The following is a 20364-nucleotide window of genomic DNA, read 5'->3' on the forward strand; positions in this document are numbered from 1 at the left end:
GTATGTCCAATATAAAAATGATCTTTCATAATTTCATGGAACTAAAGTATCAAGATGACTACAGTGAAGATGTAAATGAAATACTAATGTCATATCGTCATATGAAAGAAATTGACTTGATAAACGCATTAGCAACGATCGGCCTTGAGGCAAAAAAAATAGAGCTTGAATTAAAAAATATTGAAATCGACGCGCTTCCCTGCTTATTAATATCAAATATCGATCTTGAAGGTTTCTGTGCAAAGAATGATCACCTAATACTTACTTACGAAAAAGAAAAAGATGAAGAAAAAGGAAAATTCTATCTCATAAATGACCATGACCTTAAACGACAAATTGATATTGATAGCTTCCCTATCAAATATACACTCTTAATTAGGGAATTTAATGAAGTAGAGCTTAGAAATGAAAGGATATTTAGAAATACAAATAAAAAATATTCTTCTTGGACAAGGGCGATTACGAGAAGGTTTAAAAAAGAATTTTCGAAGCTAATCATCCTATCTTTAATCAATACACTAAGCACACTGGCCTTTGCTATTTATGTTCTTATTATTTACGAAATGATCACTGGAGCTAGGCCTTTAGAAGTCCTCATCCCAGCAACATCTGGAATTATCTTACTACAAGTAATTAGTTATTTTGCACGTGGTATTAGATCAAATATTATCAATTGGTGTACAAACCGAATTGACTATATTCTCGAGATAGCAATTTTAGAAAAAATATCCACAATGTCAGATCATCAAAGGGAGATCGAAAAAATTGACTTTCAGGTTAACCGTTTTGAGGACATTAAAGATGCTGTCAAATTCCTTTCATCTGAAAACAACCTGAAGCTCATAGACACGATTTTTAACACTCTTCTTATTTTTCCAATTTTTTTCTTATCATGGGAGATGGCCATTCCTCTCGTTTTTCTCGCACCAATGGTAACTTTTCTTTATTACTCTGAGCTTACAAAGATAAGAATCAAGAAAGAAACCTATGATCAATTACATGAAAATAAGAATAATCTAGTCAATGAACTTAAAAGAGGTTCTGAAGAGATCTATCTGGAGAACTTATTTCCAATATTTTCAAATCGTTTATCATCCCTTAGCTCAATGTCTTGCTTTAAGGAACAACAATATAAGATGAATGCCTATCGAACAGAGTTCTTCTCAAAAGTCATCACCATTACGATTGTCTTGGCATCGACAATCGTAGGTCTGCTACTTGTTTGGAATCAAGAATTAGCTATCGCTAACTTTATCGCTGTTTTGGTTCTAGTTTGGAATATACTCACAACAGCACAACAAATACCGAGTTCAATACAAAGACTAGACTCTATATCTTGCTCATTTAGAAAATTGCACAAGCTCTTTTGTGAAAGTAGTGAGACGCGAACATACCGCTCTAGTGAGGATCTTTATACGAAAAACTTTGAAATAAATTTTAAATCAGTCTCTTTTCAATACCCAGATACACTGGAAAATGTCTTCAGTGATATCAATATAAAAATAAGGAAAAATGAGGTCTATGGCATTCATGGAGGTGCAAGATCAGGTAAGAGTGCTTTTATAAAACTACTCAACAAAACCTACCTTCCTCAATCAGGTTCGATTCTCATTGGAGGAATCGATCATAGACAATTCGACACACTCTATCTTAGACAGCATATCCTAACGCTAAACTTAAAGAAGTCATTATTGAAAGATATGAGTATTTACGAAAATATCAAATATATTAATCCTCTAATCACTCGAGATGATATCATGATATATTTGGGATTCTTTGGAATTGGAGAGCTTCTTGAGGAAAATGGACTAACTATTGACACCCCTCTTAGCGGAGAATCGAAACTAAAAATCACAAATGAACTATACTCTGCAATAGTTTTAGCAATTCCATTTTGCACTCAGGCAAAAATCGTTCTCATTGAAGATATTCCCTCAAGCATAATCAACAAACAGTTCAAGCTATTAAAGAAATTTTTAAAACTATCTAAGAAAAACTTTGCCGTAGTTTTCTGTAGTGAACACAAAGAAATATTGAAAGAAGCAGATAATATAATCTATATGGCACCTAACAAAGAATTCACTTCCGGGACAAAGGACAAACTCTTTGAATACCTCGAAGAGAACGCCCTCATATAAGGAGGATAATGATGAAGAATAAAAGAAAAAGATTCTCGTTTGGTAGTAGTCTTGATTATGCTAAGCAAACAGACTATATCGGACAAGACCTTCTCTTAGAAGAAGCAAGAATCCCATATGTATCCAAGTCAATTATCCTTGTTTCATTATTTACGGTGATAGCATTCTTTGCATGGTCTTCCTTCTCAACAGTTAACGAAGTCGTCCAGGCCAATGGAGAAATTGAAGCAACCACAATCACACACCTTATCAAGCACAATAAATCAGGAATCCTAGATTCTCTTGAAGTCATGAATGGACAATACATAAAGGCGGGTGATTTACTCTACACCCTTATTGATGAAAAAAAGAATAAAGATAATAATTCAGTCAGTAAAGAGATCCTCTTAATTCGATCACCTATTACTGGAATTGTTAATGAGGTTGACTATAAAGCAGTTGGAACAAATGTAAGTAAAGACAGGAATATTGTAAAAATCCTTCCAATAGATGATAGGCCAATCGCGACCGTAAGAATTACCCCACAAGACTTAGCGCCTCTTCAAGAAGGGATGATAGTAAAGATAAAAGTCACCTCTCATCAAACCCATCGCAATCAAGTTGTTTCCGGATGGATTGAGTCCATATCCCCAAGTGTATTTTATACAAGTAATGGATCAAGTTATTATAAGATTAAGGTGATACTTTCTAAAAACTATATTGGGCAGAACCAGGAAAGAAACTTAATTCTTCCAGGAATGAAAGTTCACGCAGATATACAAATAGCGGAAAAGAGTATCCTACGTTACCTACTTCAGCCGATCGATACTTCACTAAGTTACGCATTAACGGAGAGATAATATGTTTAAAAGAATACAACAGGCGGTTCAAGAAATCACAAGTGAAGCTAGTGCAAGCAAGGACTTAAAAGAACGAGAGACTCAGTCAGAGAAGTCGAAAGTTCTCATTATAAGTAATAATGAAAGCATTACTGAACGACTAACGACAGTCCTAGATGATACATATGATATAGTACAACGAGATAGCATTTCGATGATCATGCAAGTCTTTGCTAATGTTAAGAAAAACGATATCGACCTTATTCTCTTTTATGACTCAGACTTAAATAAGGATCTTTCAATCTTTTCAACATTAAGAAAATATCCACGTTTCTCAAACATACCTATTATTGTCTTAGCACAAGAGATTACAGAAAAGCGTAAATCACATTATCTTGAAAATGACTTGAATGACTTTATCGATCTTCAAAGCTTCCCTCTCATTAAACAACTTGCAAACTCAAAAATAAAACTTCAATCAAGAATTAACTCGATCATCAATTACTCTATCGATCATAATAGTGGCCTTGATATCGTCACCAATGCGCAAATGCATCTTAGGACATTGGCCGATATTGCAAGCTGTGCCAGAACTTTAAAACTATTTACCAACGCAACGATTACGCAAGAAAGGGCCTTCTTTGAAATCATTTTAAACTCCCTAGAACATGGACAGTTAAAAATTGATAAGAATGAGCGCCAAAAAGTAAAGGACAATGGTGACTATGAAAGTTACCTCGACATACTTTGCGATCGAAACAAAGAAGCGGTCATTGTAACTTACGAAAAGCTAGAAGATTCATACCGTATCTCAGTTATTGATGGTGGAGATGGTTTTAATTTTAAGAAATACCTAAGGCCTAACCTAAGTAACTCGATTAATGAGACAGAAAAAGGCATTGCAATAGCTAATAGTACGAAAGGAATAGAGTTAAATTATATTGGCCCTGGCAATATTGTTGAGATCAATATCCCACATCAAGAAAAATTTAAGCTTTGGCATTAGGACGAAATGATAAGAGATAAAAAAGGCCCTAGTTCTAGGGCCTCTATAAATTAAAGACTTTCTAAAGCAGTATATAGGTCAACAACCCCACCTGTTAGGATGTCACCATCCATTGAGGACTTTGTTGTCACACTATTCATTAATACATTTTTTAATTCAACGGCAGTTAAATAAGGATGTCTTGAAAGAACTTCAGCAGCAACTCCTGTCGTATTAGGAGAGGCCATGGAAGTCCCTGACATATTTCCATAACGATTCCCTGGAGTCGTTGAATAAATAGAAGAACCTGGTGCTGCAACATCAACGTTTACAAAACCGTAATTTGAAAAATAAGAAAAGCGTCCATAGCGAGTTGAAGAAGCGACAACTAACATCCCCTCACTGTCATAAGAAGCAGGATAAGTTAATTTTGTATCAATATTTTGAGAACTATTACCTGCACTCACAACAACCAGAGTGTTATAAGTTTTAGCGATATAGTCGATTGTCTCTTTTACTAACATTCCGCCTTCGTTATGAGACTTACCAAAAGAGCAGTTAATTACTTTTGCTCCATTTCTTGCAGCATAGAGAAAACTTTCAGCGATATCAACATCTGTCTCATCACCATAGCTAGGAACTGAGCGAAGTCCCATGATACGAACATTGGAAGCAACACCAGCAATACCAACTCCATTATTTTGAGTTGCTGCAATTGTTCCAGAAACGTGAGTTCCATGCGAATGGCCATCCATCATATCCCCTGTCGCATTTCCATCACTGTCACGCTCTAGAGTATTGATACCGTGAATATCATCAATATAACCATTGCCGTCATCATCAATTCCATTGCCTGGAATTTCATTTACGTTTGTCCACATAACATCTTTTAAGTCTTCGTGGTTGTAATCAACTCCAGTATCGACAACAGCAACGATCACTGGTTCGTTAGACGAGGCCAGTCCACTTTGTTCATAGACTCTGTTAACACTCATTCCGTGCTTACTTGCATCTTTAAATGCCCATAGCTTTGAAAGTTTAGGATCATTTAAAACAGAGCTGTAAATCTCATCACCTTCCTCAACTGATTCTGATTCAATCGCTTCAACAGGTGTTGGAAGTGGCTCACGTTTTGAGAATGTATCAAACTGAGCATCTTGAATATCTTGGTGAGACCTTAATTTATCAAGAAGGGTTTCATCACCATTTGTGTAGAGAACATATGTAGTTTCAAAAAAGTAAACTGATTTTTTTATTCCGTTTATCGATGGTACTTCTTTACCATTCTTTAACTTTACAATAATTCGTTTTGGGTTGATGCTAAGAGACGATGCCTTAGCTGTGATATTTAGGAAAAAACCTAATAAAATTAGGACTGTCCCTATTAAGATCGATCGATTCATTTGCAATTCCTTTTGCTAATAAAATTTCAATGACTTAAGTGTATATATAAAAAAACGATATAGAAAATGTCTTTTTCTTACATTTTCACTCGGAGATGGGACCACTTCAGTTAAAAATCAAACAATAGACTCGTCGCGCATACTTGGTTTTAATGACAATTTCATGACAAAAAAGTAAGTTATCTAATGTATTTTACGTTCACACCATAAACAAGGATTTATTTTGAAATACATCATCGGAACACGTGGCTCTTTATTGGCCCTGACTCAATGTAATCAAGTAAAAGATCAACTCGAAGAACTAACTGGTGACGAGTTTGAATTAAAAGTAATTAAAACTCAAGGTGATCAAATTGTTGATAAGCCACTTTGGCAACTTGAGGGAAAAGATTTTTTTACAAAAGAATTAGATGCGGCCCTGCTTCAGGGAGAGATCGACTTAGTCGTTCATTCGTACAAGGACCTAGGAAGTGATAGGCCAGAAGGTATTAAGTTAGCTGCAATCTCTAAAAGAGCATACGCTTACGATATTCTTTTAATTAAAGAAGAAACGGTTAGTAAGCTTATGGCCAAAGAACTGACAGAATTTGTTGTTGGAACATCTTCTCCACGTCGAATTGTAAATATTGAAAGTTCTCTTTCTGAATTTCTACCTTACGGAGATAACTTAAAGGTATCGACTAAAATGCTTCGTGGAAACGTAAATTCACGTATTCAAAAGCTTAGAGAAGATAATTACGATGCCATTGTACTTGCTATGCCAGGTATTGAAAGACTTGCCATCACAGAAAGTTCAAGAAAAGAGCTAGAAGTACTACTGGCAGGAATGACTTATGCTGTTCTTCCACATAGCCAATTCCCAGCAGCAGCTTCTCAAGGAGCTCTTGGAATCGAATGCCTAGAGAATCGTGATGACAATGGGGCGCTAGAAGAAAAGCTTCAAAAACTTCAAGATAAAGATACTGTAAGTGAAGTAAGCCGTGAGCGTAAAGCATTTGCAAGCTACGGAGGTGGTTGTCACCTAGCAGTTGGTATCAACGTTACGAAAAAGGGCGACTACTATATTCATACTCACAAAGGAAAAGTTGACGACAAGGTCATCTATGAAAGACACCTTGAAGGAAGCTTTCCATCACCTGCTTCAAAAGCGAAGGCCTTTATTGGTCTTCCACACGCAGACCACAGAGAACAAGAATATATCTATTGTGAGTTAATTCACAAAGAAGCGCTAAGGAATGCACGCGTGCCAAATAACGACATTCTTCTTTCTGCACGCTATGGTGTAAGCCTTCTAAAGAATCACGGAAAATCTGTTTATACTGCTGGTACTTCTACTTGGAAGCTCTTGGCACAAAACGGCCAGTGGGTTCATGGATCATGTGACGGACTTGGTGAAGATGTACTAGATAAGATTCGCGATTCAAAGGCCATTGAAGTACTGAATGGGCCAAAAGAAGAGCTAACTATTTTAACTCATAAAGACTCTTACTCTGACTATGGCCAAGTATTTGAATCATACGAAAAAAGCGACAAAGAAGTACGTGAAAGCTTCTTCGATGAGCTTAGACAGTGCGATGTATTCTTTTGGACAAGCTACTCTCAGTACAAAACTTATATTGAACACCTACCAGAGCTTAAAGATAAGTTTCATGCATGTGGACTTGGTAAGACATTTGAACAACTTTCAAAAGAAGATATCACAGTACGTCCATTTGCCAGCATGGAAGAGTTTAAAATTTGGCTAAAAAAATAAGATTATTAAATTAAAGGAATATATATGAGTAATATGCACACAGAAATTTTTGAAAAGAGTAAGAAGATGGTTCCAGGTGGAGTTCACTCACCTGTTCGTTCATTCAAAGGAATGACTTCAACTCCTAAATTCTTTAAGAGCGCTAAGGGTGCCTACTTTACTGACATTGAAGGTAAAGACTATATCGACTTTTGCATGAGCTTTGGGCCACTTGTTCTTGGTCACCAAAATGATACTGTAAAAGAAAAACTAACTGAGGCCCTAGGTCGTGGTTGGAGCTACGGAGCATGTGAGCCATACTCAGTAGATTTAGCAGAATACTTACTTTCACGTCTATCACACGTTGATCAAATTAGATTTGTAAACTCAGGAACAGAAGCAGTTATGACAGCTCTTCGTCTTGCTCGTGGTGTGACTGGAAAGAATAAAATTATCAAGTTCAATGGTTGTTACCACGGACACGTTGATGCCATGTTAATTAAAGCAGGTTCAGGTCTTGCAGGAGCAGCTGAATCTTCTTCACTTGGTGTACCTAAAGGTGTCGCTGATGACACACTTATTCTAGAGCTTGAAGACCTAGATGGTGTAAAGAAGTGTTTTGAAGATCACAAAGGTGAGATCGCAGCAATTATCATCGAGCCTCTACCAGCTAATAATGGTCTCCTTATTCAAGACCAAGCATTCCTTGAAGGCTTAAGAGAAATCACAAAAGCAAATGATGCTCTTTTAATTTTTGACGAGGTTATCTCTGGTTTCCGTGTTGCATTTGGTGGTATGGCAGAGCTTACAGGAATCACACCTGATATCGTAACTTACGGTAAGGTAATTGGAGGAGGTCTTCCGGTTGGCGCAATTGCCGCTAAGAAAGAAATCATGGAACACCTTGCTCCAGTTGGTGGTGTTTACCAAGCTGGTACTCTAAGTGCAAACCCACTTGCGATGGTTGGTGGACTTGAAACACTTAAGCAGATGACAAAAGAAAGCTACAAAGAGCTTGAAGATAACACTCTTAGAATTGTGAATATCTTTAAGAAGTGGCTTGCAGAATATAATGATGGCCAATTTTCGAATTACAATATCATTCACCACTCTTCTCTATTCTGGATCGTTCCAGGAGATAAGATTAAGTCAGTTGGAAATATTCCAGGTAATATCGGTGAAGACTTTGTTCCATTATTTGAATTACTTCTTGAAAAAGGAATCTACCTATCTCCAAATGCATATGAAGTAGGATTTGGTTCACTTGCACATAATGAAGAAGTTGCTAAGGATTTAGAGAACAGACTTTGGAACTAAAGAAATCTTCTTCTCCATTCTTTCTGATCTCGACAATAACGACGGGATTAATCGGGCTCTTTGGCCTGTGGTGGCTCTTTTTAATTTTTAAAATGAGTGATCGCTTGGCAAAACTAAATAGTACAGAGGGCCCAGATATTGGCTCACTTATAAAATGGGAAGGAATTACATTCTTAGTTCTGATACTCATTCTAGTGAGTTCACACACTCTCCTCTTTATTAGAGATCAGAGAAAAAATCGCTCAATTGCAGCTTTCTTTGCTGGTCTTACTCATGAACTTAAGACCCCACTAGCAAGTATCAAGCTTCAATCAGAAGTGATTAAAGATGAAGTTGAAAAAGACTCTAATCAAAGACTACAGAGACTTACGACTCGCCTAATTGACGACACGATTCGTCTTGAGAATCAAATGGATAAAATCCTGCAGCTTTCTCGAATTGAACGTGGAGGGAATTTAAACTCGACAGATATTGAAATTAATCACTTCCTTGAAAAAATCATTCAAGGGGGCTACCAAGACAAGTTACAGGTTACGATAAATAAAGACGCCGAAAATATAAGCCTACAAGCAGATGAGTTTGCTTTAAGTATTATTTTTAAGAACCTTTTAGAAAATACGATTTCCCATACAGATTCAAATGAAGTGGAGATTCACATTAGCACAAAAGGCGAAGCCGTTCATATCAGATACCATGATTGTGGCAGCTTCAGTGGAGATGTCAAAAAGCTTGGAAAACTTTTCTACAAGCATCAATCGACGAAAGGTTCAGGGATTGGCCTCTACCTGTCTAAGAAGCTTATTGAAACGATGAAAGGACATTTTGATATTACTTTAGATAAAGGCCTTATCTTCAATATTCAGTTACCAATGTCTGAACAAAGTGACGGAGGAAAGGATGAGTAATTTTGGTAAAATTCTTGTCGTTGAAGATGATAACAATCTTGGAGATACTCTAAGTGAGTACTTAGGCGATATTGGCCATGAGTGCCGACTAGCAAAGAACGTTAAAGATGCTCGCTATTATTTTGAGGACTTTAAACCAAATATTATCCTAATGGATATTGGGCTTCCTGATGGAAATGGGATTGATCTTGCTAAAGACTTTAGAAAGATTAGAAAAGACTTTATTCTCCTTTTCTTATCTGCCCTAAATGACCCTCAAACAAAAGTTGAAGGATTTGAAGCAGGTGGTGAAGACTATATTACAAAGCCATTTGCTCTTAAAGAGCTAACGATTAGGCTTGATCGACTCTTAAGCTTTAAGACTAATATTGACTCACTGGAAGAAGAGATTCTAATTGGTGATTTGAAGATTTGGCCAAAGCGTTTTGAAGTGCAAGATGGCGATGGAAAGATTCTAAACCTGACACAAAAAGAATGCGCCATTTTAGAGATCTTACTTAAGAAGAAGAATGAAGCAGTAGAAAGAGATTTTATTATTGATGAAGTATGGGGTGAGGATAAATTTCCATCACAACGTACTGTAGATAACTATATTGTTAAACTTAGAAAATGGGCCGAAAGCGACTCTAAAAACTCACTAGAGATCCAAAGTGTTCGTGGAATTGGCTACAAGCTTATTATAAAGGAATAAAAATGGGATTATTTAACGATCGCAAAAATGAAAATGGAAAAGAATTTGTACCTGTATGGTTCATGAGACAAGCTGGGCGCTACCATGACCACTACCAAGGTATGAAGAAAGAAAATACATTCATGGAGCTTTGTAAGAAGCCTGAGCTTGCCTGTGAAGTAACAATGGGGCCAATCAATGATTTTAAATTTGATGCTGCTATTCTTTTCTCAGATCTACTTTTCCCACTAGAACAAATGGGAATGGGTCTAGAGTACGCACCAGGACCAAAGCTTGAAATGAAGCTTGAAACAGTTGCAGATGTAAAGGGCCTTAAATTTCTAGACTCAGCAGAGAATTTCTATAAGTTCCAAGGTGAAGCATGTACTCTACTAAAAGATGCTCTTCCAAGTAACAAAACTCTTCTAGGATTTGTTGGAGCTCCATTTACTCTATATACATATGCTGTTGAAGGTTCACACGCTGGAGCACTTTATAGCTCAAAAATTGGACTATACGATGGACGTTGGGATGCATTTGTTGACCTACTTATCCCTGAGCTACTTGGAGAAATGAGAGCACAGGCAGTTGGTGGTGCAGACGCAATGTGTCTTTTTGATACAGCCGCTGGAGAACTTAACTTTGAAGATTACACACAAAAAGTTCTTCCTGTTCTAAAGAAAGTAACAGCTGAATTCAAAAAAGAATTCCCAAATAAAAAAGTAATCTACTACTCAAAAATGACTCACCTGAGATACCTACAAGCTATCGAAGATGACAATATTGATGTTCTAGGAATTGATTGGCGTCATGACCTTGGTCATGTTTTAAATACTCTAGGAAATGACTACTATATTCAGGGGAACCTTGAACCAGCATACCTAGGACTTCCTTGGGAGACTCTAGAGAAGAAATGGATGGATCTATACGAGTCAGTACAAAATGCCAATGCACCGATGAATAAATGGATTTGCGGACTTGGCCACGGTTGTCTTCAGTGGATCGACCAAGAAAATGTACGCAAGAGTGTCGAGTTAATTCAAACAAGATTCCAATATTAATTATTTGGGCGCAAAGCGCCCAAACTGCCTTCCTATAAGCCTTCTCCACCATCTATGTAAGAAGATAATAGAATCTATCTCTATTTTAATTAACTGATTGCCCCTAAAATAATTTAGTTACAGTTATATAATAACCAAGGAAGGTTAGATGAAAATTACACGCAAGATTTGTTTTCAGTTACTAGCAGGACTCTCACTACTAACATTTAACTCTTATGCATTTGAGCACAACTACATTGTGACAGGAAAGGACTTATTCCAATCGACACAAAGTCTACACTCAAATCTACAAATCGATATTATCAAGGTTGAAAAAGACCTTGTTATTGCAAAAACAAAAATAATGAGCGAGCAGGCCGAAATCTCTCACCTTGCTCACGAAGAGCACCAAAGATGTGGTGGTTTCTTTGCATTCCAAACAAAAGAAGAAGCACTTCAATTTGTTAAAGAGCAAAAAGAAAACTCTAACATTAATGCATTCTTAGCTGATTATACAATCAATCAAGAAGACCTTGTTAGATCGGCCATTGCAAATACAAAAGAAAGCTCAATTAGAAGTGTTATTGAGAAGCTTTCAAGTTTCAATAATAGATACTACAAGTCTCAAACGGGTGTTGACTCTCAACAGTGGCTTAAAGACCATTGGACAAGCCTAACATCACACCGTTCTGATATCAGTGTTGATTTCTTCAACCACTCTTCATATCCACAGCCATCAGTTATCGCGACAATCAAAGGAAAGTCTGACGATGTTATCGTAATCGGTGGTCATGGTGACTCAATCGCAGGTTGGTGGGGACGCACAAACGCTCACGCACCAGGTGCCGATGATAACGCTTCAGGTGTAGCAACTGTTACAGAAGTACTAAAGACTCTTGCTCAAAGTGGATACCAACCAGAAAAGACAATTATGTTCATGTCTTATGCAGCTGAAGAAGTTGGCCTTCTTGGTTCAAAAGAGATTGCACAAACTTTTAAAAGACAAGGTAAGAACGTTGTTGGTGTTATGCAACTTGATATGACAAACTTCAACGGTTCAAATGATGACATCACAATCATTACTGATTATACAAATGAAGCACAAAACAATTTCCTAGGTTCTTTATTAGATAAGTATCTTCCAGAATTATCTTGGGGACGTGATACTTGTGGTTACGCTTGTTCAGATCATGCTTCATGGACTGCTCAAGGCTTCCCTGCTTCAACACCATTTGAAACTCGCAAACGTGAAATGAATGGAAAAATCCACTCTTCTCGTGACACTCTAGATAATATGGGTGGAACTGCTGATCACGCTCTGAAGTTTGCGAAACTTGCACTAGCATTCACAATCGAACTTGATAGATAGGATATCTCTCGACTTTGATCAGATAAAAAAAGCCAGCTTAATGCTGGCTTTTTTATTACTTAAATTCAATTGAAAGTGGACAGTGATCACTACCCATCACATCCGGCTGATGCCAGCAGTTCTTTACTCGAGAAACGAAATCATCCGTTGACCAGAAGTAATCAATACGCCAGCCAACATTTCTTGCTCGACAGTCTCCACGATAAGTCCACCAAGTGTAGTGGCCATTTTCTTCTGGAGAAGTGAATTCGCGGAAGAGATCAGTAAAGCCTTGGGCCTTAAACTCATCCATCCATTCACGCTCTAAAGGTAAGAATCCCGTTGTCTTCTTATTTGTCTTTGGATTTGCAAGATCATTTTCAGTGTGAGCAGTGTTATAGTCACCACAAATCACGACCTCTTTCTTTGTCTTCTTCTTAAGTGCTAAGGCCTTATCAGCAACCGCACGACAGAAGTCCATTTTATATGGAACACGTCCGTGATCTCTTTGCCCATTAGGAAAGTAGCAATTAAAAAGAATATAATCGTCAAATTCAGAAATAATCGTTCGTCCTTCACAGTCAAACTCTTCAATCCCAAGTCCAATCGTGTGCTTAACATTAACACCCTTTCGAACCCAAGTTGCTACTCCTGAATACCCTTTTCTCTCGGCCGGTGCGATAAGCACTTCGTGATGATCAGGGTTATTTAAGCGATCACTTAATTGTTCAGGTAATGCCTTTGTTTCCTGTAGGCAGATTACATCTGAATTATCTTCTAAATACCAATCGTAAAAACCTTTCTTTTCGCAGGCCCTAAGACCTGCGACGTTCCAACTAGAAATTTTAGCCAAAACTAAGCTCCTAAGATCGAAATACCAGAGTCAACGTAAAGCACTTGTCCAGTTACACCATTTGCAAGGCGTGAACCTAAGAACACAGCTGCTCCACCAACATCTTCTTGAGTTACGTTACGACGAAGTGGCGACTTCTCTTCAACATCATTTAAGAAACCTTTAAGCCCTGGAACACCAGAAGCTGCAAGAGTTCTAATTGGACCTGCAGAAATACAGTTTACACGAATTCCCTCTGGACCTAGATCGTCAGCGAGGTATCTCATTGTTGATTCTAAAGATGCCTTAGCAACACCCATTACATTATATCCGTTAAGAACCTTTACTGATCCATGATAAGTAAGAGCGATTACAGAACAGTCTTTTGCCATAAGTGGCTTAAGCACATTACATACACCTAGTAGAGAGTATGCTGAAATATCTTGTGCCATCTTGAAACCTTCACGGCTTGTTTTATGGAAACGATCCTTAAGATCTGTTTTATCTGCGAATGCTAGAGAGTGAACAATAACATCAACCTCTCCCCATTTCTCTTTTACGATCTCTGCCATTTGAGTCATGTGATCTTCATTTTGAACATCTAATTCAAATGTAAACTCTCCACCAATCTCTTCACTTAGTGGTTCAACTCTTTTTTGAAGAGCTTCGTTTAGGTATGAAAATGCAAGACGTGCACCTTGTTCTTTCATTTGCTTTGAAATTCCCCATGCAATTGATTTGTCATTTGCAAGGCCTAGGACTAGAACTTTCTTTCCTTCTAAAATTCCCATTTATTACTCCATTTTCTTTTATTATTTAATAAATTTGTAGCCGACAGAGCGGATACTAATTATGTGTTTTGGTTCTTTTGGGTTTTCTTCAAAGTATTTTCTAAAACGTACGATGAAGTTGTCAATGGTACGAGTATTTGAATCCTTTTTGTAGCCTAATAATTCAAGTAACTCACCGCGCGTCACCACTTCACCCTCATTTTGAGTTAAAAGTGTCAAAATCTTCACTTCCTGCTCTGTGAGAGTATACTCCTCCCCTTGTGAGCTGGCCTTAAAGTCCGAAAAGTTAATCTCATTCGCACCAAATTGATAAACTGACACATCCTTCTTCGTCCAACTTGAGCGCTTTAAAAGACGCTTTACACGCAAAATGAACTCATCCAGATTAAAGGGTTTTGATAGGTAATCATCTGTTCCCAAATTAAAGCAGCGCACTTTTGACTTTGAGCTATCCTTGGCAGAAAGGACAAGAATAGGTGTTTTCTCATTAATCTCACGAATTTGTACGAGAATATCCTCACCACTTAAAACAGGTAACATAAGATCAAGAACAACGAGATCAAAATCCTGCTCCCGATAAAAGTTAATCCCCAAGTCCCCGCGACTTGCATGAATGACTTCGTAACCTTCGAGTTCAAGATTTAAGATAATTCCTTTTGCAATATTTTGCTCATCTTCAATAAGTAAAATACGACTCATACTAACTAACCTTATTTTTAAATAATAGTTTTAAAGTTGTTCCATGGCCTACGCCTTCACTATCTGCACTAATGCGGCCACCGTGTATTCTCATAATCTGCATCGCCATATAAAGGCCAACACCACTTCCCTTTGAAGACTTACCTGCTTGATAGAATTTTTTAAAGATATTCTTGATATCCTTATCATCAATCCCATCCCCATTATCGACAAAGAATAACTCACTAAAGCGTTTGCCTTTTTGGAAGATAATCTCCATTGTCTTAACTTCTTTGCTATTGTAGCGAATGGCATTTGTCAGAATATTCATTAAAAGAATATCAAATAGCTTGCGATCAAACTCGATTGACTCCTCATCATCGAGATGGACAAAAGAGACTTCTAGTTCCGAGAAATTATGACGATTGCGATGAACAAACTCTTCAATTGTTTGGCGAATGTTAATCTGCCTTAGATCAGGCTCAACCTTCTTTTCTTCAAGTCGTCCTAATTGGAGGATTTGCTCAATATTATCTCCCAATCTCTCAGTATCATGCCTCATGATATCCAGATATTCTAACTGCTTTTCTCTTTCAAAATTGTGGCGCTTTAGCGTATCGATAAAGATAGAAATCGAAGCAACGGGAGTCTTCAGCTCGTGGGTAAAGCCATTAATAAAGTTCTGCTGCATACGATAGAGCTGGCGAAGCTTCTGGTAGTAATAGAAAACCATACTGAAGCCCACGATTATCAATGACACAAGGATCGATAAAATGAGAATCATAACCCATGTCTCAGTCTGCTGAAACTGAACAAGAGGGATATTAGATTTCTTCACAAAGTCCGTTAACTTTGCGTTTACCTCTAAATAAGAAGAAATATAGAGATATAAAGAAATCCCTAAGGCCACTAAACTCGATATAAAGATAAAGAGTGGATGGATAAAAAATGGTCCGCGTTTAATAAGTGCCATATTGCAAATATTAGCAATTATTGGCACTATAAGTTAAGGAAATAATCTCAATAATATACCAAAGAATTTAAATCGAGGAATTTATGCAAGACATCGCTCAATTTATTGACCACACTTTACTAAAGCCTGAAGCAAGTAGCCTACAAATTAAGAAGCTATGCCAAGAAGCTAATGAGTACGGCTTTAAATCAGTATGCATAAACCCTAGTAATATCCTTGAAGCAAAGAAACACATTGATCCAAGTAAGTCTCTAATTTGTACAGTGATTGGCTTCCCTCTTGGGGCCATGACAACAGAGACAAAAGTTTTTGAAACAAAAGATGCCATTGAAAAAGGTGCCGATGAAATCGACATGGTTTTAAATATTGGAAGATTAAAAGAAGGCAATCTTGAATATGTTGAGCAAGATATTGCAGCAGTCGTTAAGGCCGCCAACGGAAAAGTTGTAAAAGTTATTTTTGAGACATGTCTTTTAAATGAAAAAGAAATTCGTTTAGCGGCCAAAGCATCCATAAATGCTGGAGCTAGCTTCATTAAAACTTCCACTGGATTTTCAAGCGAAGGGGCCAATCCTGAAGTGGTCTCAATAATGATTGATGAGGCTCAAGAAAAGTGCGAAGTCAAGGCCTCTGGTGGTGTTAGAAGCCTAGAGGACGCACGTAAATATCTAGAAATGGGTGTTAAAAGACTGGGAACAAGTTCTGGCGTCGCGATCATGGAAGGTGAAAAAAATATCACAACTTCTTACTAATGTGTAAGTTTGCATCTTAGTGTGCTATTGATAGAACGTGGATGAGAGAGAGGGACTCGCACAAGGAGTTTTCATGAAGTCTATTTTGCTATCAGCAACTGTTACTTTAGTTTCAATCAAGGCGTACGCCAGCCTGCCATGTGAGCAGCTCGACCAAAATCTCGCTTATGAAAATACTCGTGAATTCATAAGCATCAAAAAGAAAATCACAGAAAATTCTCAAGTAAATGATGACATTCGAAATCGAATTAAATCACTTATTAAGAACACAAGAAATTACTACTTCAAATCAGGGTGTCAAAACCTAAGACATCAACAGCTCGGTATTTTATTAGAGCTTAACGAGCTAAAGAAGTTATAAGATTTTCTTTACCCTTGCCTACCTACTATTGCGTCCAGCAAAGTGCCACAATGACTTGAGAGTCATTTGGGCCAAGGCCAGGAAGGTTATATGGAGAGAGTCACACACCAATTAACAATTTCAAAACATGCAAAGAAGAGACTGCTAGAGCGCCAAATTCACTTTAGCGAAATTGATTATTCTCGCTTAAATGAAGCTGCTCATAAATTGAAGCTAAAAGGTTCAAAAGAGTCCTTAGTTATTACTGACGAAGCTGCCTTTATTCTGGATATCGACCGCTACTGTCTTATTACAGCAGTAAATAAAGATGAACTCAGTGATAATATCTTTACTAAGATTGATGCAACAATGATCTTATAGACTATTCCAGTAATTAGTTGGAAGCTCACCTTTTTTCGCTAATTCATTAGCAAGACTTGGTACCGCTCCACCAAAAACGAGTTCACCGTTTTCGATTTCAAGAACAGAAGTCGTAAGAATATTATTTCCTTCCATGCTATTTACTTCCATCACCTGAGTGACCTTTCTTCGGCCATCATCCGTTCTTCCTAACTGAATAATAAAATCAACAGCAGTTGAAATATATTTTCTTACAACATGGTATGGAAGATCAAAACCGGCCATTAAAAATAATGCTTCAACTCTTTGTAAACACTCCACTGGAGAATTAGCATGAATCGAAGTCATGCTTCCATCGTGTCCAGTATTCATGGCCTGAATCATATCAAAAACTTCGGCCCCTCTTACCTCTCCGATAAAGATTCGATCGGGCCTCATTCGAAGAGTATTCTTAACAAGCTGACTCATTGAGAGCCCTTCTTTTCCACTCGTTAGGCCGGCCTCAAGCCTTACACAATTTGTATTACCCACGACAAGCTCTAGCGTATCTTCAATTGTGATAATTCTTTCGTCTGGAGATACTTCCTTTAGAAGCATATTCATAAAAGTTGTTTTCCCAGAACCTGTACCACCAGAAATGAGAATAATCTTTTTGGCCTTAATAAGTGACTTAAAGAAAGGAACGTATTTTTCACTAATACCAAATAGCTGAGAATGCTTATCTAATTCGAAATTATTAGAAAGGTATTTTCTAATTGTAATTGAAGTACCTTGAGAAGCGTATGGTTCACTAATAATATTAATACGTGAGCCATCGGGAAGTCTCCCATCTAAGATTGGGTTTTCATTGGAAAACTTCTTCTTATTAAATAGTGCGACTTCATTTGAAAATTCAAGAATATCTTTCTTATTAAGAGGAACATTAAGTCCAATAAACTCTCCGCCTCTTTCAACAAAAACATTCTTTGATCCGTTTATCACGATTTCAGAAATTCCCTTCTTCGTCGAAAGGTCTTCTAACATTTTCCACACACTATTTTCTGCCATATACTTCCTTCTTCACACTAACTTAAACTGTTTTTGACGCAATCAAGTCAGTGTCTCCAATACTTAAGGCGTAATTGATTATATTTTTTTGTAATTGATATTTTTGATCAGTGCTTAACATTGACTCAATTGTATCAAAACTCTGTTTCGCTCTAATTAATCCAAAAAGCTTTTCTTCACCTAAGTATTTTAAAAAGTGAACAAGCATTAGTATCAAGATATCAATACGAATATTTCTATTTTTTGATTGAGCTAATAATTGATCAATTCTACGATCAGGGAAATAAGGGTGATCCTCAATATTTTCAAGATCAGATTCATAGCAAGAAACTTTGAGGTACATCCCAAGTGAAATTAAACGAGAGTAGCCACTTACCGTTTTATCGCGAAATCGTGATTCAATTTTTTTAATATCCTCAACCTCTTCTGTCACAACCGCATGAGGGTGATTACTATTATAGAGAAAGTTCATATAGTAGGCCAAGAGACGATCACGAATTCCATGCCAACCATACTTCTTCACAAGAGAAGTTAAATCAGTCTCCTCCCCACCATTTAAAATACGATAAAGAATCCTGGCCATCGCAGGTGATTCAAAGAGATATCTTTGTAAATCGACAGATGTGTTACTAGAGCTTGAAACATCACTCAAAAGTAACTGACAAAATCTCTCGGGAAGTTCTACATAATCTAATTCCATAAAACTATGATAAATGAGATTTAGGTGAGATTCCAGCTTTATATTAATAAGCTGCTGCTGTTATAATAGATCTATGAAAACACCCATTTTAGAAGAATTTAAACTCAAGGCCATTGATAAAGAAGAAATTAAATTGGCGATGAAAACTTACCGTGTTGGTCATCAGCCACTTTATCTAGATGCATCGAAACTCCAAAGAGATCGACTCATTAAACTACTGGGACTCTTATCTAATGTTTTAGAGGAAGAAAATCTTTCTCCAAAGTTTCCTTACCCTTTCTACATCATCTCAGATATTGAAGATATTTGGACTCGTTTTCCTATTTTTAAGTCACTTGAGGATCTTCCCAAATACTACCAATTTGAAGCGGCCAGGCCTACAAACAAGGAACAGAAGATATTGGACTTCATTGATATCTCAGCTTCTAATATAAGAAATGAAGATGTACAGTTATGTCTTGATGAATTCGGACGCACGATCTCTTCACAAAGAATCATTAAAGCACTTGCCAAAGAAGGTGCAAAACTTGAAAAATTAATTTCAATCATGGAAGACGAAAATGTCAGAAGATAACGGTAATGACGAGCTAAAAAAAATTGATCAGCATATAAAGAAGGTTCTAGGAGATGAGTTTGCCCCACCTCCTAAGAAGCAGTCTGCCGGCAGTGAAGAACATAAGCTGACAAATTTTCTCGATATTGAAAAGAATCGCATCAAGCAGCTAAAAGACTTCTTTCAAACGAGAGTGCCAAATGTTATTGAATTAAACCAATTTGATGAACTAATGCAAGAGCTAGTTGAGTATAATGACCAACTTCGTGCAAAAGTGTTAAAGAAGACAGTTCAAAAAGACTCTAAATTTAGTCTAAACTTAAAACAAATATTTAATAAAACTTTTATCGAATAGGAGAAGTGAATGAAGAAGATTTTTATGATGGCACTATTATGTGTATCGACTTTAGCAATGAAGCCTGCAACAGTTGAAATTTCAGGTGAAAATGGTGGTCGCCTAAATGGGAAGGCCTGGTCTTCATCAGAGCTAAAAGATAAAGTTCACGTTCTATTCTACGTTGACCCTGACGAGAAAGACTTAAATAATCATGCATCAGAGGCCCTAGCACGTGAAAAGTTTGACCTTACAAAGTATGCTTCTGTTGCAGTTATTAATATGGATGCAACTTGGCTTCCAAACTCAATTCTTGAGGGTGCTCTAGAAGACAAGCAAAAGAAATATCCTAACACTCTTTATGTAAAAGACCTTGAAAAAGTGATCGTTAAAAAGTGGAAAGGAATCGTTAAAGATGATGACTCGAATATCCTAGTTTTCAATAAGAAAGGTAGCCTTGTTTACAAGATCAATGGAAAAGCAAGCGATGCCCAAGTGAAAGAGATGATCTCAATTATTAAAAAGAATATGTAGGTGCCATGCACCTTTGGTTTCGCACCTGCTAACAAGCGGGTGCATACTCTCCCCTGTTTTCACATACGAAATATTCAACAAAATAATCCCTTTTTTTATTTTATTCATTCTTAA

At 37.1% G+C, this 20364-nt stretch carries 22 protein-coding genes; 15 read left to right on the forward strand and 7 right to left on the reverse strand.

Annotated features, from left to right (window positions below; all coding sequences use genetic code 11):
• Positions 1-2: 2 nt before the first annotated feature.
• From ABMA78_RS01240 to ABMA78_RS01250, 3 genes are read left to right on the forward strand one after another with little or no spacing between them, the layout of a single operon-like run.
• Entirely contained in the window at positions 3-2138 is a 2136-nt protein-coding gene (locus ABMA78_RS01240; RefSeq protein ID WP_392856261.1) for an ATP-binding cassette domain-containing protein, read from the forward strand.
• An 8-nt stretch (positions 2139-2146) separates the two neighbouring features.
• Entirely contained in the window at positions 2147-2977 is an 831-nt protein-coding gene (locus ABMA78_RS01245) for an HlyD family efflux transporter periplasmic adaptor subunit (protein WP_392856262.1), read from the forward strand.
• A 1-nt stretch (position 2978) separates the two neighbouring features.
• Positions 2979-3962: a hypothetical protein gene (locus ABMA78_RS01250; protein ID WP_392856265.1), complete on the forward strand. Its 984-nt coding sequence runs from the start codon at positions 2979-2981 to the stop codon at positions 3960-3962.
• A gap of 50 nt (positions 3963-4012) precedes the next feature.
• Here ABMA78_RS01250 and ABMA78_RS01255 read toward each other — a convergent pair whose 3' ends face one another.
• On the reverse strand, positions 4013-5344 hold the full coding sequence (locus ABMA78_RS01255) for a S8 family peptidase (protein ID WP_392856267.1): 1332 nt from the start codon (positions 5342-5344) through the stop codon (positions 4013-4015).
• A gap of 223 nt (positions 5345-5567) precedes the next feature.
• Here ABMA78_RS01255 and hemC point away from each other — a divergent pair, with 223 nt between their 5' ends.
• The 6 genes from hemC (at position 5568) to ABMA78_RS01285 (ending at position 12377) form a co-directional block, all read left to right on the forward strand.
• A complete protein-coding gene (hemC, locus tag ABMA78_RS01260; protein ID WP_392856268.1) occupies positions 5568-7097 on the forward strand; it encodes a hydroxymethylbilane synthase in 1530 nt (509 codons plus the stop codon).
• Positions 7098-7121: 24 nt separating this feature from the next.
• Positions 7122-8393 (forward strand): glutamate-1-semialdehyde 2,1-aminomutase, encoded by a 1272-nt coding sequence (locus ABMA78_RS01265; protein ID WP_392856270.1) that lies wholly within the window; start codon positions 7122-7124, stop codon positions 8391-8393.
• A complete protein-coding gene (locus ABMA78_RS01270; protein WP_392856272.1) occupies positions 8384-9298 on the forward strand; it encodes a sensor histidine kinase in 915 nt (304 codons plus the stop codon). Before ABMA78_RS01265 ends, ABMA78_RS01270 begins: the two co-directional genes overlap by 10 nt.
• Positions 9291-9989: a response regulator transcription factor gene (locus ABMA78_RS01275; protein ID WP_392856274.1), complete on the forward strand. Its 699-nt coding sequence runs from the start codon at positions 9291-9293 to the stop codon at positions 9987-9989. The genes ABMA78_RS01270 and ABMA78_RS01275 overlap by 8 nt, the downstream gene beginning before the upstream one ends.
• A gap of 2 nt (positions 9990-9991) precedes the next feature.
• Positions 9992-11029 carry a uroporphyrinogen decarboxylase family protein gene (locus ABMA78_RS01280; RefSeq protein WP_392856276.1) on the forward strand — a complete coding sequence of 346 codons (1038 nt, stop codon included), beginning with the start codon at positions 9992-9994 and terminating at the stop codon, positions 11027-11029.
• A 148-nt stretch (positions 11030-11177) separates the two neighbouring features.
• Positions 11178-12377 (forward strand): M20/M25/M40 family metallo-hydrolase, encoded by a 1200-nt coding sequence (locus ABMA78_RS01285; protein ID WP_392856278.1) that lies wholly within the window; start codon positions 11178-11180, stop codon positions 12375-12377.
• Between the two features lie 55 nt (positions 12378-12432).
• Here ABMA78_RS01285 and ABMA78_RS01290 read toward each other — a convergent pair whose 3' ends face one another.
• From ABMA78_RS01290 to ABMA78_RS01305, 4 genes are read right to left on the reverse strand one after another with little or no spacing between them, the layout of a single operon-like run.
• Positions 12433-13209, reverse strand: a complete 777-nt coding sequence (locus tag ABMA78_RS01290; RefSeq protein ID WP_392856280.1) for an exodeoxyribonuclease III — start codon at positions 13207-13209, stop codon at positions 12433-12435.
• Between the two features lie 2 nt (positions 13210-13211).
• Complete coding sequence (locus ABMA78_RS01295; protein WP_392856281.1) at positions 13212-13979, reverse strand: enoyl-ACP reductase; 768 nt, start codon at positions 13977-13979, stop codon at positions 13212-13214.
• Between the two features lie 21 nt (positions 13980-14000).
• On the reverse strand, positions 14001-14678 hold the full coding sequence (locus ABMA78_RS01300; RefSeq protein WP_392856282.1) for a response regulator transcription factor: 678 nt from the start codon (positions 14676-14678) through the stop codon (positions 14001-14003).
• Between the two features lies 1 nt (position 14679).
• Positions 14680-15630, reverse strand: coding sequence for a sensor histidine kinase (locus ABMA78_RS01305; RefSeq protein WP_392856283.1), 951 nt, complete (start codon positions 15628-15630; stop codon positions 14680-14682).
• 83 nt (positions 15631-15713) lie between these two features.
• Between ABMA78_RS01305 and deoC the strand changes: the two genes are divergently transcribed.
• From deoC to ABMA78_RS01320, 3 genes are all read left to right on the forward strand, one after another.
• Positions 15714-16382: a deoxyribose-phosphate aldolase gene (deoC, locus tag ABMA78_RS01310; protein WP_392856284.1), complete on the forward strand. Its 669-nt coding sequence runs from the start codon at positions 15714-15716 to the stop codon at positions 16380-16382.
• Positions 16383-16455: 73 nt separating this feature from the next.
• On the forward strand, positions 16456-16743 hold the full coding sequence (locus ABMA78_RS01315) for a hypothetical protein (protein WP_103216828.1): 288 nt from the start codon (positions 16456-16458) through the stop codon (positions 16741-16743).
• 90 nt (positions 16744-16833) lie between these two features.
• Complete coding sequence (locus ABMA78_RS01320) at positions 16834-17103, forward strand: flagellar protein (RefSeq protein WP_392856286.1); 270 nt, start codon at positions 16834-16836, stop codon at positions 17101-17103.
• On the opposite strand, the gene ABMA78_RS01325 is transcribed toward ABMA78_RS01320, so the two are convergent.
• Together ABMA78_RS01325 and ABMA78_RS01330 are read right to left on the reverse strand one after the other, a co-directional pair.
• The gene (locus ABMA78_RS01325; protein WP_392856289.1) at positions 17098-18129 is read right to left on the reverse strand and encodes a CpaF family protein; all 1032 of its coding nucleotides are present in this window, start codon (positions 18127-18129) and stop codon (positions 17098-17100) included. The two genes, ABMA78_RS01320 and ABMA78_RS01325, sit on opposite strands and share 6 nt — an antisense overlap.
• 22 nt (positions 18130-18151) lie before the next feature.
• Positions 18152-18829, reverse strand: a complete 678-nt coding sequence (locus tag ABMA78_RS01330) for a hypothetical protein (RefSeq protein WP_392856291.1) — start codon at positions 18827-18829, stop codon at positions 18152-18154.
• A 73-nt stretch (positions 18830-18902) separates the two neighbouring features.
• Between ABMA78_RS01330 and ABMA78_RS01335 the strand changes: the two genes are divergently transcribed.
• Genes ABMA78_RS01335 through ABMA78_RS01345 form a run of 3 tightly spaced genes read left to right on the forward strand, consistent with a single transcriptional unit; the run spans position 18903 to position 20250 of the window.
• Positions 18903-19403: a hypothetical protein gene (locus tag ABMA78_RS01335; RefSeq protein WP_392856293.1), complete on the forward strand. Its 501-nt coding sequence runs from the start codon at positions 18903-18905 to the stop codon at positions 19401-19403.
• Positions 19390-19737 (forward strand): hypothetical protein, encoded by a 348-nt coding sequence (locus ABMA78_RS01340; protein ID WP_392856295.1) that lies wholly within the window; start codon positions 19390-19392, stop codon positions 19735-19737. The genes ABMA78_RS01335 and ABMA78_RS01340 overlap by 14 nt, the downstream gene beginning before the upstream one ends.
• A gap of 9 nt (positions 19738-19746) precedes the next feature.
• On the forward strand, positions 19747-20250 hold the full coding sequence (locus ABMA78_RS01345) for a YtfJ family protein (RefSeq protein WP_392856296.1): 504 nt from the start codon (positions 19747-19749) through the stop codon (positions 20248-20250).
• Positions 20251-20364: the final 114 nt, after the last annotated feature.

Origin of the sequence: Halobacteriovorax sp. RZ-2 (assembly GCF_043196685.1) — a bacterium.
Taxonomy (GTDB): Bacteria; Bdellovibrionota; Bacteriovoracia; order Bacteriovoracales; family Bacteriovoracaceae; genus Halobacteriovorax_A.

Excerpts from the sequence above, each read along its gene's own strand:
- ABMA78_RS01345 (WP_392856296.1), top strand. The coding sequence starts at position 19,747 with ATGAAGAAGATTTTTATGATGGCACTATTATGTGTATCGACTTTAGCA.
- ABMA78_RS01300 (WP_392856282.1), bottom strand. The coding sequence starts at position 14,678 with ATGAGTCGTATTTTACTTATTGAAGATGAGCAAAATATTGCAAAAGGA.
- ABMA78_RS01275 (WP_392856274.1), top strand. The coding sequence starts at position 9,291 with ATGAGTAATTTTGGTAAAATTCTTGTCGTTGAAGATGATAACAATCTT.
- ABMA78_RS01315 (WP_103216828.1), top strand. The coding sequence starts at position 16,456 with ATGAAGTCTATTTTGCTATCAGCAACTGTTACTTTAGTTTCAATCAAG.
- ABMA78_RS01305 (WP_392856283.1), bottom strand. The coding sequence starts at position 15,630 with ATGGCACTTATTAAACGCGGACCATTTTTTATCCATCCACTCTTTATC.
- ABMA78_RS01280 (WP_392856276.1), top strand. The coding sequence starts at position 9,992 with ATGGGATTATTTAACGATCGCAAAAATGAAAATGGAAAAGAATTTGTA.
- ABMA78_RS01250 (WP_392856265.1), top strand. The coding sequence starts at position 2,979 with ATGTTTAAAAGAATACAACAGGCGGTTCAAGAAATCACAAGTGAAGCT.
- ABMA78_RS01320 (WP_392856286.1), top strand. The coding sequence starts at position 16,834 with ATGGAGAGAGTCACACACCAATTAACAATTTCAAAACATGCAAAGAAG.
- ABMA78_RS01340 (WP_392856295.1), top strand. The coding sequence starts at position 19,390 with ATGTCAGAAGATAACGGTAATGACGAGCTAAAAAAAATTGATCAGCAT.
- ABMA78_RS01325 (WP_392856289.1), bottom strand. The coding sequence starts at position 18,129 with ATGGCAGAAAATAGTGTGTGGAAAATGTTAGAAGACCTTTCGACGAAG.
- deoC (WP_392856284.1), top strand. The coding sequence starts at position 15,714 with ATGCAAGACATCGCTCAATTTATTGACCACACTTTACTAAAGCCTGAA.
- ABMA78_RS01255 (WP_392856267.1), bottom strand. The coding sequence starts at position 5,344 with ATGAATCGATCGATCTTAATAGGGACAGTCCTAATTTTATTAGGTTTT.
- ABMA78_RS01240 (WP_392856261.1), top strand. The coding sequence starts at position 3 with ATGTCCAATATAAAAATGATCTTTCATAATTTCATGGAACTAAAGTAT.
- ABMA78_RS01330 (WP_392856291.1), bottom strand. The coding sequence starts at position 18,829 with ATGGAATTAGATTATGTAGAACTTCCCGAGAGATTTTGTCAGTTACTT.
- ABMA78_RS01295 (WP_392856281.1), bottom strand. The coding sequence starts at position 13,979 with ATGGGAATTTTAGAAGGAAAGAAAGTTCTAGTCCTAGGCCTTGCAAAT.
- ABMA78_RS01285 (WP_392856278.1), top strand. The coding sequence starts at position 11,178 with ATGAAAATTACACGCAAGATTTGTTTTCAGTTACTAGCAGGACTCTCA.
- ABMA78_RS01335 (WP_392856293.1), top strand. The coding sequence starts at position 18,903 with ATGAAAACACCCATTTTAGAAGAATTTAAACTCAAGGCCATTGATAAA.
- ABMA78_RS01245 (WP_392856262.1), top strand. The coding sequence starts at position 2,147 with ATGATGAAGAATAAAAGAAAAAGATTCTCGTTTGGTAGTAGTCTTGAT.
- ABMA78_RS01265 (WP_392856270.1), top strand. The coding sequence starts at position 7,122 with ATGAGTAATATGCACACAGAAATTTTTGAAAAGAGTAAGAAGATGGTT.